This is a genomic window from Ruminococcus albus 7 = DSM 20455, assembly GCF_000179635.2.
Taxonomy (GTDB): domain Bacteria; phylum Bacillota; class Clostridia; order Oscillospirales; family Ruminococcaceae; genus Hominimerdicola; species Hominimerdicola alba.
This window is the reverse complement of the sequence record NC_014833.1, coordinates 2099536-2114437: the sequence shown is the minus strand read 5'-3', so window position 1 is coordinate 2114437 and position 14902 is coordinate 2099536. Positions and strand designations below refer to the sequence as shown.

The 14902-nt window shown below is 40.0% G+C and carries 14 protein-coding genes; 8 read left to right on the top strand and 6 right to left on the bottom strand.

What is annotated here, in order from left to right; all coding sequences use genetic code 11:
* Window positions 1-58: 58 nt before the first annotated feature.
* From RUMAL_RS09420 to RUMAL_RS09410, 3 genes are all read right to left on the bottom strand, one after another.
* On the bottom strand, window positions 59-1180 hold the full coding sequence (locus tag RUMAL_RS09420; protein WP_013498517.1) for an N-acetylmuramoyl-L-alanine amidase: 1122 nt from the start codon (window positions 1178-1180) through the stop codon (window positions 59-61).
* 34 nt (window positions 1181-1214) lie between these two features.
* Window positions 1215-2303 carry an aspartate carbamoyltransferase gene (gene pyrB / locus RUMAL_RS09415; RefSeq protein ID WP_013498516.1) on the bottom strand — a complete coding sequence of 363 codons (1089 nt, stop codon included), beginning with the start codon at window positions 2301-2303 and terminating at the stop codon, window positions 1215-1217.
* 114 nt (window positions 2304-2417) lie between these two features.
* Entirely contained in the window at window positions 2418-3062 is a 645-nt protein-coding gene (locus RUMAL_RS09410) for a Crp/Fnr family transcriptional regulator (protein ID WP_013498515.1), read from the bottom strand.
* A gap of 175 nt (window positions 3063-3237) precedes the next feature.
* Between RUMAL_RS09410 and nrdD the strand changes: the two genes are divergently transcribed.
* The 5 genes from nrdD (at window position 3238) to RUMAL_RS09385 (ending at window position 8393) form a co-directional block, all read left to right on the top strand.
* A complete protein-coding gene (nrdD, locus tag RUMAL_RS09405) occupies window positions 3238-5409 on the top strand; it encodes an anaerobic ribonucleoside-triphosphate reductase (RefSeq protein WP_013498514.1) in 2172 nt (723 codons plus the stop codon).
* Between the two features lie 28 nt (window positions 5410-5437).
* Window positions 5438-5890 (top strand): GNAT family N-acetyltransferase, encoded by a 453-nt coding sequence (locus RUMAL_RS09400; protein ID WP_013498513.1) that lies wholly within the window; start codon window positions 5438-5440, stop codon window positions 5888-5890.
* 4 nt (window positions 5891-5894) lie between these two features.
* Window positions 5895-6419: an anaerobic ribonucleoside-triphosphate reductase activating protein gene (nrdG, locus tag RUMAL_RS09395; protein WP_013498512.1), complete on the top strand. Its 525-nt coding sequence runs from the start codon at window positions 5895-5897 to the stop codon at window positions 6417-6419.
* Between the two features lie 498 nt (window positions 6420-6917).
* A complete protein-coding gene (locus RUMAL_RS09390; RefSeq protein ID WP_013498511.1) occupies window positions 6918-7628 on the top strand; it encodes an Imm43 family immunity protein in 711 nt (236 codons plus the stop codon).
* A 276-nt stretch (window positions 7629-7904) separates the two neighbouring features.
* The gene (locus RUMAL_RS09385; protein WP_013498510.1) at window positions 7905-8393 is read left to right on the top strand and encodes a hypothetical protein; all 489 of its coding nucleotides are present in this window, start codon (window positions 7905-7907) and stop codon (window positions 8391-8393) included.
* Window positions 8394-8534: 141 nt separating this feature from the next.
* On the opposite strand, the gene glgA is transcribed toward RUMAL_RS09385, so the two are convergent.
* Together glgA and RUMAL_RS09375 are read right to left on the bottom strand one after the other, a co-directional pair.
* The gene (gene glgA, locus RUMAL_RS09380) at window positions 8535-9980 is read right to left on the bottom strand and encodes a glycogen synthase GlgA (protein ID WP_013498509.1); all 1446 of its coding nucleotides are present in this window, start codon (window positions 9978-9980) and stop codon (window positions 8535-8537) included.
* Window positions 9981-10157: 177 nt separating this feature from the next.
* Window positions 10158-10478, bottom strand: a complete 321-nt coding sequence (locus RUMAL_RS09375) for a TfoX/Sxy family protein (RefSeq protein ID WP_013498508.1) — start codon at window positions 10476-10478, stop codon at window positions 10158-10160.
* Window positions 10479-10678: 200 nt separating this feature from the next.
* On the opposite strand from RUMAL_RS09375, the gene RUMAL_RS09370 reads away from it, so the two are divergent.
* Genes RUMAL_RS09370 through RUMAL_RS09360 form a run of 3 tightly spaced genes read left to right on the top strand, consistent with a single transcriptional unit; the run spans window position 10679 to window position 12808 of the window.
* Window positions 10679-11617: a glycoside hydrolase family 5 protein gene (locus RUMAL_RS09370; protein WP_013498507.1), complete on the top strand. Its 939-nt coding sequence runs from the start codon at window positions 10679-10681 to the stop codon at window positions 11615-11617.
* Complete coding sequence (locus tag RUMAL_RS09365) at window positions 11589-12410, top strand: nitroreductase family protein (RefSeq protein ID WP_013498506.1); 822 nt, start codon at window positions 11589-11591, stop codon at window positions 12408-12410. The genes RUMAL_RS09370 and RUMAL_RS09365 overlap by 29 nt, the downstream gene beginning before the upstream one ends.
* Before the next feature lie 2 nt (window positions 12411-12412).
* Window positions 12413-12808, top strand: coding sequence for a PaaI family thioesterase (locus tag RUMAL_RS09360; protein ID WP_013498505.1), 396 nt, complete (start codon window positions 12413-12415; stop codon window positions 12806-12808).
* A 43-nt stretch (window positions 12809-12851) separates the two neighbouring features.
* Here RUMAL_RS09360 and RUMAL_RS09355 read toward each other — a convergent pair whose 3' ends face one another.
* Complete coding sequence (locus RUMAL_RS09355; protein WP_013498504.1) at window positions 12852-14753, bottom strand: GGDEF domain-containing protein; 1902 nt, start codon at window positions 14751-14753, stop codon at window positions 12852-12854.
* Between the last annotated feature and the right edge of the window lie 149 nt (window positions 14754-14902).

Here is a 14902-nt window from a genome sequence, read left to right as displayed (position 1 = left end):
ATACAGCTATGATCACATACAAAAATCCGACACCGCATTATAGCGATGTCGGATAATTTTATTCTGTAACCATAGGATCAGTGTAATGATAAACCATGCCGTCATCGGTGTAGATAGTTTCGTCCGATCCAACTTCGGATCCGGTATCCTCATCACTATTATCATACTCTGTTATGTCAGGATATTCAGTTTCACTGCTTTCTTCATCCTGTGAGCTTTCATCAGACTTACTCTCGGGGCTTTCTGGTTTCTTTGATTTTTCGACAGGTGCAGTTTTATCCGAAAGCAGCTGTCCATCTCTAAGCCTTGCTCCATTGTCGTCTGTAACACCAAGATCACGAGCGGTAGTAATGATTGCATTACCTATCGCCCTGGCATAAGCCTCAAGATTAGCATCAAGCAGCGGATTATCTATACTGCTTGTAAGATAGCCCATATCCAAAAGAACGCTGGGCATTTTGGTAAGCTCATTGATCGGATAATTTACATTACGATCATCAGGATAACCTGTGCGTACTCCCCTGTTTTCTGATATTCCGATATCGTTAAGCTTCGACATTATCCTTTCTGCAAAAGCCTTGTCAGCCTCCGGCCTTGAATTGTGTATCCATGCTTCAAATCCGTGAGGATCGCTTCCCGGAATATCACTGCTGCTGCGATGAATAGAAACGAATACATCAGCACCCTGTTCATTTGCAATGCGACATCTGTCTTCAACGCTGACATAGCTGTCATCGTTCCTTGTCATAATGACCTTGACACCACAGGTTTCGAGGTGTTGCTTCAAAGCCTCAGCTATCTTCAGCGTGTCACCCTTCTCGGTTCTGCCGTCTTCACCAACAGCACCTTTATCTACTCCGCCGTGAGCAGCATCGATACATACTGTAAGTTCAATACCGTCATACACAACATCGGTTTCCTTGTTTTCGGGAGCTGCGTAATAATCATCATTTTTACCCGCAGATGACGAAACAGAAGCTTTTCCGTTCTGAGCTCCACCCTTTTTAGACTTACCTGATGCAAGTTTGACTATACCGACTACAAGCAGTATAACAGCTATCAGAGCAACAGCGATCCTACTCCAATATACTTTGACTTTTTTTTTCTTATTCTTATTATTGTTCCTTCGAGGCATACGACCGTATACTTTGAAAAACTCTTCATCTGACATTTTATACATGGACATTGCTCCCTATAAGCCGACAGAGAGCAGCTTATTCCACAAGCGTCCTCTCGTCGCAGTATTCACATTCAAGCATAGTGCTGTCGCCCCTGAAATAATGAGGCAGATAATTTTCCTTATGAGTTATACACAATGGATTTGAACATATCTGATGGGTATGTATCTTTCCTGTCACCAGCGGTATCTTCATTTCCTTCTCTTCAAGCATGGTGAGTATAAGGGCCATGCGGATATACATACCGTATTTAGCCTGCTTGAAATACATAGCTCTTGGATCGTCATCGACCTCGACCGCGATTTCATCTACTCTTGGTAATGGGTGCATAACGATCATACTGTCCTTAGCCTTAGACATTTTTCTTTTATCGAGGATATAACAGCCCTTCTGCTTTTCATATTCTTCCGGACTAGAGAACCTTTCCCTCTGTATCCTTGTCATATACAGAACATCCAGCATACCGACAGCATCATCAAGGGATGATACTTCCTTATAAGGATGACCGCCTGCTGAAAGAACATCTTTTATGTAAGCAGGAAGTGCAAGTTCAGGAGTTGATATCAGCACGAAACTGGTTCCTTTAAAGCATGACATTGCCTTTATCAGAGAATGTACCGTTCTGCCGTTTTTCAGATCACCGCACAGACCTATGCACAGTCCTTCCAGTGATCCCTTTTCCTCTTTAAGTGTAAGAAGATCGGTAAGTGTCTGTGTCGGATGAAGGTGTCCGCCGTCACCGGCATTGATCACAGGACAATCTGCCGTAAGAGCCGCTGCTTTTACAGAACCTGCCACAGGATGCCTCATTACCATTATGTCTGCATATCCCGAAACTATCTTCGTAGTATCTTTAATATTCTCACCCTTTGCGACAGAGGAAGTAGCAGGGTTATCAAACCCAATAATCGTGCCGCCCAGACGAAGCATAGCTGTCTGAAAAGACATCTGAGTCCTGGTCGAGGGTTCATAGAACAAAGTACCCATTATCTTACCCTTGCATTTTTCAGCATAAGCCGAAGGCTCAGCCATTATATCGTGCGCCCTGTCCAGCAGTTTTTCCCACCAGCTGACAGGAAAATCATTAAGGTCGATAAGATTGAGGTTGTTGTAAAGATTTGCCATAGATCAACTTCCTTTCAACACAAAACATACCTTTAAACATCATACTTATACATTATATCATAAAATGATCCAAAAGTAAAGATAACTAACAATAAAAGTCTTTGTTTTTTCTTCTTAAAATTGTGTGATATCCATAATAAGTGTGATTCGGCTACCGCGGGATGCTATGATACGATCTTCATTAAGATGCTTTAATTCACGCATCATAGCACTTCTGTCACAGCACAGAAAGTCTGCAAGCTCAGAAAGCGAGATGGGAAGCTTCTGCTCTTTGTGTACATGGGGATCAAGCAGGAAACAAAAAGCGTTCAGAAGCTTTTCGCGAATAGTACGACGTGACAGTATCTCAATATGCATAACATATCTTCTTGCTGCACCTCCTAAAATATTATCGATAAGACGGCTGTGTCCCGAACAGGTGCCTTCACATCCAAGCAACAGTTTTTCGTAATTAATAAATGATATCTCAGAATCCGTCTTTGTAACGGCACAGCATGCATCAAATCCTTTGTATGGGAATAATCCGCATCCGAATGCATCTCCGCTGCGGCAGATATCAAGTATACTTTTTTGTCCGTCACTGCTTATATTCACTATAAGTACAGTACCTTTGATCACTATTGCTGTTTCAGATGTATCACGAAGATTTATAAAAATTGTTTCTCCTCTTGTAAAATAATGGTTATGACTTTCGTGACAGATAACGTCATATCCAGGTCTATCAGCTGAAAACAGCTTTTCTATCGGATTGTTAGCCATTTTATCTCACTCCATAATGTGCCGAATTTTTAAAAGAAATACTACATCTTGTATTATATCATACTTTTGTTGCTTTTGCAACAGACATAAGGACATTTTTGTAGTATAATCAAAATTACTCACATAATGGATTGATAATCATGAATAGTAACTATATTTCGGAGGAAGATGTAAATTGAAGATAATAAAGAGAAACGGGGCAGAGGAAGTTTTTGATCCCGACAAAATAATCAACGCCGTAAAAAAAGCAAATATAGCCGGTGAAAAGGGACGTATAAGTGATGAAGAGATCGCTGATGTGACCGATTATGTTGAATACAAATGCAACAAGCTTGGCAGAGCTGTAACTGTGGAAGAAATACAGGATATGGTGGAAAATCAGCTTATGGCAAAGGGTGCATTTGAGCTGGCAAGAAGATATGTAAGATACCGTTATACCCGTTCTCTTGTAAGAAAATCCAACACCACAGACAATAAGATACTCAGCCTTATCGAGTGTGCCAACGAGGAAGTCAAGCAGGAAAATTCCAACAAGAATCCTGCTGTCAACAGTGTACAGCGTGATTATATGGCCGGAGAAGTCAGCCGTGATCTTACAAAAAGGCTTCTGCTGCCGCCTGATATTGTTGAAGCTCATGAAGCCGGTATAATACATTTCCATGATACTGATTATTACGCACAGCATATGCATAATTGCGACCTGGTCAATCTTGAAGATATGCTGCAGAACGGCACTGTTATAAGTGAAACGCTTATAGAAAAGCCTCACAGCTTTTCTACAGCCTGCAATATCGCTACACAGATCATCGCACAGGTAGCATCAAATCAGTACGGCGGACAGAGCATAAGCCTTGCTCATCTTGCTCCGTTCGTTCAGATATCAAGAGTAAAGATACGAAAAGAGCTTGAAGTCGAAATGGCTAAGCTCGGAGTGACTCCTACACAGGAAAAGCTGGATATGATAACAGAGGAAAGGCTGCGTAAAGAGATCACCCGAGGTGTACAGACAATACAGTATCAGGTTGTCACACTTCTTACTACAAACGGTCAGGCACCTTTTGTAACTGTATTCATGTACCTTAACGAGGCTAAAAACGACCAGGAGAAAAAAGACCTTGCTATGATAATCGAAGAAACGCTTAAACAGCGCACCGAGGGTGTTAAAAACGAATCAGGCGTTTGGGTCACTCCTGCTTTTCCAAAGCTTATATATGTACTCGAAGAGGATAATGTCGAGGAAGGCACACCTTACTTCTACCTGACAAAGCTTGCAGCTAAATGTACAGCTAAGCGCATGGTACCTGATTATATCTCGGAAAAAGTAATGTTGAAACTGAAAGTCGATAAAAACGGAGATGGTCATTGCTACACCTGCATGGGCTGCAGGAGTTTCCTTACTCCATACATAGATGAAAACGGCAAGCCGAAGTATTACGGAAGGTTCAATCAGGGTGTTGTTACTATAAATCTGGTAGATGTTGCCCTTTCAAGCGGAAGAAACAAAGACACCTTCTGGAAAATATTTGATGAAAGACTGGCGCTGTGCTATAAGGCGTTGATGTGCCGGCACGAAAGGCTAAAAGGCACACTTTCAGATGCAGCTCCTATACTGTGGCAGTATGGTGCCCTCGCAAGGCTGAAAAAGGGAGAGCCCATCGACAAACTGCTTTATGGCGGATATTCGACTATATCCCTTGGTTATGCGGGACTTTATGAGTGCGTAAAATACATGACAGGCAAAAGCCATACCGATCCTGAAGCCAAGCCTTTTGCAATAGAGATAATGCAGCACATGAACGATGCCTGCAAGAGATGGAAGGAAAAGGAAAATATCGATTTCTCAATATATGGCACACCTCTGGAATCAACAACTTACAAATTTGCCAGATGTCTGCAGAAGAGATTCGGAATAATAGAGGGCATAACAGATAAAAGCTATATTACCAACAGCTATCACGTTCATGTAACCGAAAAAATAGATGCATTTACTAAACTCAAATTTGAGAGCGAGTTCCAGCACCTTTCTCCCGGCGGAGCTATCAGCTATGTTGAAGTCCCAAATATGCAGAAGAACATCCCGGCAGTTCTTAAAGTAATAAGATTTATATACGATAATATAATGTATGCCGAGCTTAATACGAAGAGCGATTACTGTCAGGTATGCGGATACGACGGTGAAATACAGATAGTTGAAGATGACGGTAAGCTTATCTGGGAATGTCCTCAGTGCCACAACCGCGACCAGAACAAGATGAACGTTGCAAGACGAACCTGCGGCTATATCGGCACACAGTACTGGAATCAGGGAAGAACACAGGAGATACGCGACAGAGTTCTGCACCTGTGATAATATTTCGGGATATGGGAGATAAGGTATGGTAGAGCTAAGACCTGTTGACAAGAACAATATCGATGATGTGCTGACTCTGGAAGTTCATGAATACCAGAAAAGCTATGTTTCAACTGTGGCAGAATCTTTGGCACAGGCTTATGCCTATAATGATAATGCATACCCATTTGCGGTGTACAGCGGCGATGAAATAGTGGGATTCATAATGATGGGTTACTACGAGGTCAAGCAATATTACACTTTGTGGAAATTCCTCATAGATAAAGACCATCAGCGCAGGGGCTATGGCAGACAGGCACTCGCTCTTGGAATAAAATTCCTCAAAGACAGGTTCGATGTCGATTCTGTTTATACAGGAGTAGTCCCAGGCAATGCAGTCGCAAACCGATTGTACCGTTCGGTAGGATTCGTACCAACCGGGCTTATCGAACTTGGAATGGAAGAGATGCGACTTGTACTTTCACAGGAAGGACAGTGAGCAAATGTACTACGGAGAAATAAAAAACTGCGATATCGCGGACGGCATAGGTGTAAGAGTCAGCCTGTTCGTCTCGGGATGCAGGCACCACTGCGAGGGCTGTTTCAATGCTATGACATGGGATTTTGATTACGGAAAACCATTTACCGAGGAAACCGAAGATCAATTACTGGAAATGCTTTCTTGTGAATATATCGACGGACTTACTCTGCTGGGAGGTGAACCTATGGAACCGGAAAATCAGCGAGTTTTAGCACCTTTTATGCGAAGGGTCAAAGAAAAGTATCCCGAGAAAAGTATATGGTGCTACACCGGTTGTGTGCTAGAAGATGAGCTTCTTCACGAAAGTCCGTGGCGATGTGAATGTACCGACGAAATGCTTTCAATGATCGATGTACTGGTTGACGGCAGATTTATTCTTGCAAAAAGAAATATATCACTGGGTTTCCGTGGTTCGGATAATCAGCGGATCATCGATCTGAAATCCACTCTGAAAACAGGCAAAACTATCACCATAGATCTCGACTGATAACATCACTGTTGGTTTTATGATAATCCGATATAAAAAAGGGGCTGTTGCAGCTCCTTTTTCTTTGCTATATATCTTGACATTTTAAGAATTATGATGTATAATAATACCGAAGTCAAGAACATCTAAGCCCTCGGATGATCGTAGTCCGAGCACACCGGATGTGCATTGGCTTTTATTATTTTCATTATCTTTATTGCATCAATTGACTTAACAATATTGTTAATATGATTTATAATGATATCAGAGTCAAGACTGTCTGTCGCCTGCAGCAATATGAGTTGCTAAAGCGAAAACAGATCCTGGCTTTTTTGGAATTATGAAGATGTTGCAACGATCAACTCAAGCTACGCAGGTAAAACCTGGGATGCAGTATGGGATGAGTATATTGACGAGTTTCCAAATGCTACCAAAGAAATGATTGAAGTATTTCTTGATGATATGGCGGAAGAATTTAAAATAACCGAATACAGAGCTGTAAAAGCAGGAGGTTAACTTATGTATTATTTTTTGTGTGACAATCATAATTCAAGAAATCAGGCGATAGATTGTGCTAACGATTATGACAGAGAAATCTGCGATAACTGCGGTGCTATACACATAAGATACAAAGGCATATTTAAATTCAAGATAATGGGAAAGCTTTATGATTATTATACCTATATCGGTATGCCCGTTATATCTGAAAAATTTTTGAATATTCTTAGGGAAAATGGATTCACAGGTTATGAAGTCAGTGAGACTGCACCACGCCGTGGAACAGTTACAAAGATAGGTGACCCGATAAAAGAGAAATATTATAGCCTAACGGTTACAGGCAGATGTGGACCTATATGTGATATGAATGGTGAACCTTTTCCTTATTGCAAAAAATGCAAATACAAAATGGATAGTATTGGACTTATTGCAACTGGCGTTTCTTTTGCTCCTGATGCATACGATGGCAGTGACTTGTTTGCGTTTGACAGTTTGTACAATATTCCTATTGTTTCAGAACAAGTTAAAAACGTACTTGTAAAAAGCAAGCTGACTAATCTCAGGTTTGTTCCGTTAACAGAATACATATACGATGCAAAGATAACTAAAGAGCATGCTATAAGAAGGATAAAAAAAGGAGTTGCCTATCCCGAACTCATTGAAGCTTGGCTTAAATACGGTGTGTTGACTGAACAGGAACTTAACGAACAGCTTGATAAGAGTAACGATTGATTGTTTTATCCCCTGCGAAGGAAAGCAAACTGTTCTGTTAAAACAATGACAAAAGACCTCCTATGTATAGCCATGGGAGGTTTTGTCATAAATTTATTGTAGAACAGTTTAGAACCTTCGAACCTTATTTGGACTTTATTCGTAAGCGTATAACCCCCAGCACCTACCCCACCGAAGTCTAATAAAGTATAATAAACTCCAAGGAACACCATGAAGTAAATTGGACATTCCAAATTGATCCATGTAGTTCATTGGAGTTTATTAGACAGTGGGTAAATGTATGCAGTCAAAAAAGACAAGCATCACAACAATAAAGCAGGAAGTACGCCTGCAGGAATGGTGCAAAGAAAAATGGGATCAAACCAAACACGTATTATAACCGCCAAGAAAGTGAAGGTGATTTTTATGTATTATTTTTTAATATGCTTTTATGTTTTAGATTATTGCTTCTTTTCAAACCGTGAATTAATGATGAAAAATGATGATTTGGGTCTTTTGCTTGGTACCATGGATCCTGATATGCTTACCGATGGAACTCCTGTTGATCCAGCAGTATTAGATGACTGGAATTCAATTTTCAAATCAGTTCCATCCTCAGACCATGAGTTAATTGATTTAATAGATAGTTTTCTTGAATACTACGAGAAGAATGAAGGCTTTGATTTTCCTTTTGCAAGAAAAATCTTAAAACAAAATGAAGTGCTTAACTATGTTAAAACGGCAAAAGAGAAAGCCTTAGAAACCTGTAAGAAATACGATTATTAAGGAGGATGGCATGAAAATAATGAAAAAAGCCTTTGCGATAGCTCTTCTTTTTTTATTGCGTAAATATTAAACCACCAAGCGAAGAAAACGAAGTTTATTCTTCCGAGGATTTTCTAAAATGCAACAACCCGATTTAGTTTATCAAATACCTGTCAGCCAGTCATACATATCCTGATATTTTCTTGCAGAAGCCTGCCACGAGAAATCTTTTGACATAGCCTGATGTATTATGCTGTTCCATTCATCACGTCTGTCAACATAAATGTAATGTGCAAACATAACAGTATTAAACATTTCATGTGCATTATAATTTGAAAAACTGAAACCTGTACCGGTTTTGTCAAACTGATTATAAGGCTGAACGGTATCGCGAAGACCGCCTGTTTCACGAACGATAGGCAGAGTGCCGTATCTCAGAGACATAAGCTGTGATAGACCGCATGGTTCAAAAAGTGACGGCATGAGGAAAGCGTCACAAGCAGCGTAAATCTTGTGGCTCATAGCCTCACTGTAATAGAGGTTAGCAGATACCTTGTCAGGATACTTCCACGCAAAATATCTGAACATCTCCTCATATTTCTCATCACCTGTTCCGAGTACAACTATCTGGATATCCTGCTGACACAGTTTATCCATCATGTATGCGATAAGATCAAAGCCTTTCTGATCGGTAAGTCTGCTGACAATACCTATCATGAACTTATTATCATCACGGGTAAGTCCGAGCTCAGTCTGTAAAGCACGCTTATTTTCGATTTTCTTGTCATAGACATTATTGATATCATAATTGCAGGTTATCATCTTATCCGTTGCAGGATCATATTCTGCATAGTCGATACCATTAACTATACCGCGCAGGTCATTTTTCCTGGCTCTCATAAGGCCGTCAAGACCCTCACCATAAAACTGAGTCTTGATCTCCTCAGCATAGGAATCAGATACAGTGGTTATAGCATCAGCATATACAAGACCGCCCTTGAGCATATTGCCATCAACATCCTTCAGGAGCTTATCATAAGTCATATAATATGATGACAGACCTGAAAGTGCCATAAATCTGGCTGCATTATCGTTACCCTGGAATTTGAGGTTGTGTATAGTCATAACTGTCTTTATTCCGCGGAAGAATTCACCGCCCCAGAAAGAATCGTGTAGATATACAGGTATAAGACCTGTCTGCCAGTCATGACAATGGATCACATCAGGTCTGAAATCAAGCACGGGCAGTGCTGAAAGCACAGCTCTGTCAAAATACATGAATTTCTCAATATCCCAATGCCAGTCACCATAGGGCTTTTCGCCGCTGAAATAATATTCGTTATCTATGAAATAGAAAGTAACACCGTCATAGACCATCTTCAACAGGCCAACATATCTGCTCTGTCCTGCAAAATCCATATAAAAGTTAGTTATGTACTCCAGCTTATCCTTCCACTTCTGTGCCATGCAGGCATATTTAGGCAGTATAACGCGAACATCATAGTACTGTTTATCAAAGCACTTTGGCAAAGAACCAACGACATCTGCCAAGCCGCCTGTCTTGATAAAAGGAACTACTTCCGAAGCTGCAAAAAGTACTTTTTTCATAGCATTTATCCCTTCCTTTTACTGATATTTATATAAATTGATCAGATAATCAAATTTGAGAAATTATACAATCCTTTATAGTTAATTATAACATAGTTTGGTGTTTTCGTCAATAGGAAATTTGACTATTTTATAATTGATTTGCTGGGACCAATTCTGAATCAATGATCTATATCATCACTTTTTGACCTTTGCTTTAGTATGAGAGAGGTCTTCGGCAACGGCTTCGATCAGTACTTTAAGACGCTCCTTATCATCCATGATATCAACAAGTAACATTTCCTTAGCTCCCTCATAGGGGATTTCTTTTAAAGAGTCTGCAAGAAGATTTTTCGCAGAAGAAGTTGGCTTTATGAGAAATCGGTCATCATATATCCCTCCGACTACTCTGCCCCTGCAGTATATTATGAACTCCCCCATCATTGAACGAAATGATATATCATTAGTTTCTGAAAGCTGTTCCAGAACATAATTCAGGTATTCCTTGCTTGAAGACATTACCTCATCCCTCCCGTTTTTTATCTGAATGTCAATTAATATCTGTTATACGATTATACCATAAAAGAAAATAATAAGCAACTGTCCATGGTCATATTAAATTTATATTTTTTGTAGAAAAAATCCATATTATTACTTTATAATTAAAATGGAAATATATAGGATAATGTAGCATTAGGCACTCAAAAGGAGCTGATACTATGTTGGATAAACTTAAAGTAATAAATGGAAAACTGACAGCCGGTGAGAAACCAGTAAGACTTTTCGGGTTATCAACTCACGGTATAGCCTGGTATCCGGAATATATTTGTGAAGAATCATTCAATGCCCTAAAAAAAGACTGGCGTACAAACTGTATAAGGATAGCAATGTACACAGACGAATTCAGAGGGTACTGCAAGGACGGCAACAAACAGCATCTGAAAGAGCTGATCGAGAAAGGCGTTGTTATTGCAGAAAAACTGGATATGTATGTAATAGTAGACTGGCACGTTCTGTGTGATCAGGATCCGATGAAATATATTGATGAAGCTGAAGAGTTTTTCAGTGATATGTCAAAGAGGTTCGCCAATAAAACAAACGTTATATACGAGATATGTAACGAACCTAACTGCAGCGGCACATGGGATAAAATAACAGAATATGCAGACAGGATAATCCCGATAATCCGCAGTAACTCCCCCGATGCACTTATTGTCACAGGAACATCAACGTGGTCGCAGGACATACACTGTGCGCTTGAAAAGCCGCTGAAATGGGACAATGTTATGTACTCTCTGCATTTCTATGCTGCTACACACAAGGGTACACTGCGCAGCAGACTGGAACGATGTATTGAAGCCGGGCTTCCGGTTTTTATCAATGAATTCAATCTGTGTGAAGCTAGCGGTAAGGGCGATATCGATATAGATGAAGCAAATGCATGGTATGAGGTAATAGACAGACTCGGGCTGAGCTGCATAAGCTGGTGCCTTTCAAACAGTGGAGATACCTGCGGCGTTTTTACCCAAAATTGTACAAAGCTTTCAGGCTGGACGGATGAAGATATAAAAACATCGGGCAAAATAATAAAAGGCTGGTTTGAGGCATTTGCAGATGAGGAGAATACAAATGAACAATGTTTTCGAATTGATAAATGAGCGTAAAAGCGTCAGGACCTTTGACGGCAGTGAAATAACACCTTCAGTGCGAGAAGATATACTCAGTTACGCACATAGTATAAAAACCCCGTACGAACAGGATATAGAGATACGTATTCTGGATAATGGTGTACATGGTCTGTCAAGCCCTGTTATTGTTGGTACTGACACTTATATCGGCGGAAAGATGAAGCGTGCTGATCATGCAGAGGAAGCTTTCGGTTACTATTTTGAACAGCTTGTGCTCTACATCCAATCACTGGGGCTGGGTACTACATGGATAGGCGGCACTATGGACAGAAAAGCATTTGAGGATGCTATGGAGATTGCAGACGGAGAGGTAATGCCCTGCGTTACTCCTATAGGTACCCCTGCGGATAAACGCTCACTCAGAGAGATAATGATGCGCAAAGGCATCAAAGCTGACAGTCGTAAAAATTTTGAGGAGCTCTTTTTTGACGGAAGTGCCGGCACACCACTCAGTGAAGGCAGATATCCCGAACTCACCGAGATACTGGAAGCAGTAAGGCTTGCACCCTCAGCTGTGAACAGACAGCCCTGGAGAGTTATTATAAATGAAAGCGGCGCTCATTTTTATCTCAGACATGACAAAGGTTATATCGATAAGACAGGATGGGATATGCAGAAGATCGATATGGGAATCGCTTTATGCCATTTCGGTCTTTGTGCCGAAGCTAACGGAATAGAAACAAGATTCAGCTTGGAAAATCCGAACCTCAATGCCGGAGGGCTGGAGTATATAGCAAGCTATCTTATAGAGAAATGGAACTGACCATGAAAAATATAGATGATATAAGAGAATATTTCAGCCATGATCTTTATGCCTATGATACCGGTGCATATATAGAGGAAGTTGCTGACAGATATGCAAAAGTAAGCCTTATGCTGACAGAGCGTCATAAGAATGCTGTCGGAGGTATAATGGGCGGTGTTTATTTTACAATTGCTGATTTTGCTTTTGCAGTAGCTTCTAACTGGCAGGAACCAGGTACAGTTTCACTGAACTCGGATATTTCATTTATTGGAGTTCCTTCTACAGAAAAGATCTATGCAGAAACAGAGCTTGTAAAGGATGGCAGATCTGTTTGCACCTACATTGTTAAAGTAAATGATGGAGCAGGTAAACCACTTGCAGTTGTAAAGATAGTTGGCTTTCACAAAAACAAATAACATTTAAAGACCCGAAAAGCATTATGTTCTTCGGGTCTTATTATTATCTTCTGAGATAGCGCGAGTAATTCTTGCGCTTTTTTTGTTTGTACATAACTTCATCAGCTTTAGTGATCATTTTGAAAAGAGTCATATCATCTGCGACCCTTGTTACAAGTGAGCCTATACTGCATTCAACAGTATAAGGTTTATCGATAGTTTTATTTGTTTGCTCTATACGTTTACGTATGGAGGATTCAACCCTATCAATATCTTCTTCTTCAGCATCCACACCGATAATGATAAATTCATCACCGCCAAATCTTGCACAGATCATACTTTCATCACAGCATTCACTTATGATAGAAGACAATGTCCGTAAAGCAAAATCACCCTCACTGTGTCCAAAATTGTCATTAATGTATTTGAGCCTATCCATGTCAACAAAGCTTATCAGCATTTTCTGACCAAGCATCCTGCATTCGTTAAAAAATGGATCTGCCGCACGTATAAAGCCGTTCCTGTTGTAAATATTACAAAGAGGATCTATCACATACAGTTTATCAAGTTCTTCTATGACACAATTGAGATTTATCAACTTGCGGATATTCTCAAGGCTATGACTGATACTCATCATCAGCGAATGACATACCAGACTTTTAGTTGGGAAACTACCGTTTGAAATTATGGCATATCCCAGGCATCTCTCGCGGAAATGGAGCGGAAGGTAATAACTGATATTTCCACCTGTCTTAAAATGCCTTGGTGCCATATTAGAACTTCTGAAGCATTTGACCTCAGATATCTCACCTTTATTCCATATCAGCGGTGCAGACATCTTAGGTGTATAACCATGTATAAACGAATCTTCAAGCTTTACAGAATATGAACTGATCCAATCATCACAAAGACATATACAGAATCTGTCACAATCAATACTGCTGATATTATCTCCGATTATCCTCATGCATTCTTCTAGTGTTTCAGCTTCAGCAGTCTCTGATATCATACTGTTAAGTAAACGAACCTTGGATCTGTTATAATCTATGATATTATAAGTATTCTTCCTGAAAACATCAATATCAGAAAGCTGTTTTGAAACACAGCCACAGCTTTCTGATATAACAAGCTTAGCTTCAAGGTTCCTGACTTTTTCCCATGACTTCCCTTCTATCGCATTAACAAGTATCTCACAAGCAGTATATCCTGCCTCGCTGAGGGGTCTGTCTATCGTAGTAAGTGCAGGATAACAATGACGTGCATTATAAATATTATCAAAACCCGTGATTATTATATCATCAGGAACACGGTATCCGCTATCTTCAAATTCTTTTAAGGCTGAAAGCGCAGTAGCGTCATTAGCACACACTAGCGCATCAGGAAGCTTTCTTTTGCATTTTATTAGCTTTTCTGCCATGATCTTTCCATCGGTGGGACGGAATTCGCCAAACATGACCCTGTCTTTGTCAACAGTTTTGCCCGCATCAGCCATTACCTCGCAGAAGGATTCATATCTTGCTAACGCTTCAGGATTACTCCTTGGTCCGGAAAGAAATGCTATATCATTTGCACCGTGAACTTCAATAATATGTCTGACAAGTTCCGACATTACCTTCTTATTATCTATAGTGACATTCATAAACTGAGGATGCTCGTCGCAATCAAATACGACCACAGGCAGATTTGAAGATTTTATCACAGATACCATTTTCTGTTTGATCTCAATATCCTGAATAGTATTTATCATAAGTATAACACCATCAAACATATTATAGTTTATCAGGCTGTAAATGTTAGTTTCACCTATATCAAAACCTCGTCCAGAAACAACACCGCAGAAACAGGAAAAACAGGAGATATTCAGCTCTTTTTCTTTGGCAAAAGAAGTAACACCATCTATAATACCACACTGGTATTCTTCATCAATGCCTGCAGTAATCAAAGCGATCTCAATGGGTCTTTCCATATTTTTCACCTCCGTAAAGATAATATGTCATTTTAATAATTATACAGCATTATAAACAAAAAATCAATACTTTTCGAAAAAATACTTCCGAACATCTTGCCATATCCTGAAAGATGCCCGGAAGTAAGAAGTATCCGATTATTAACTAA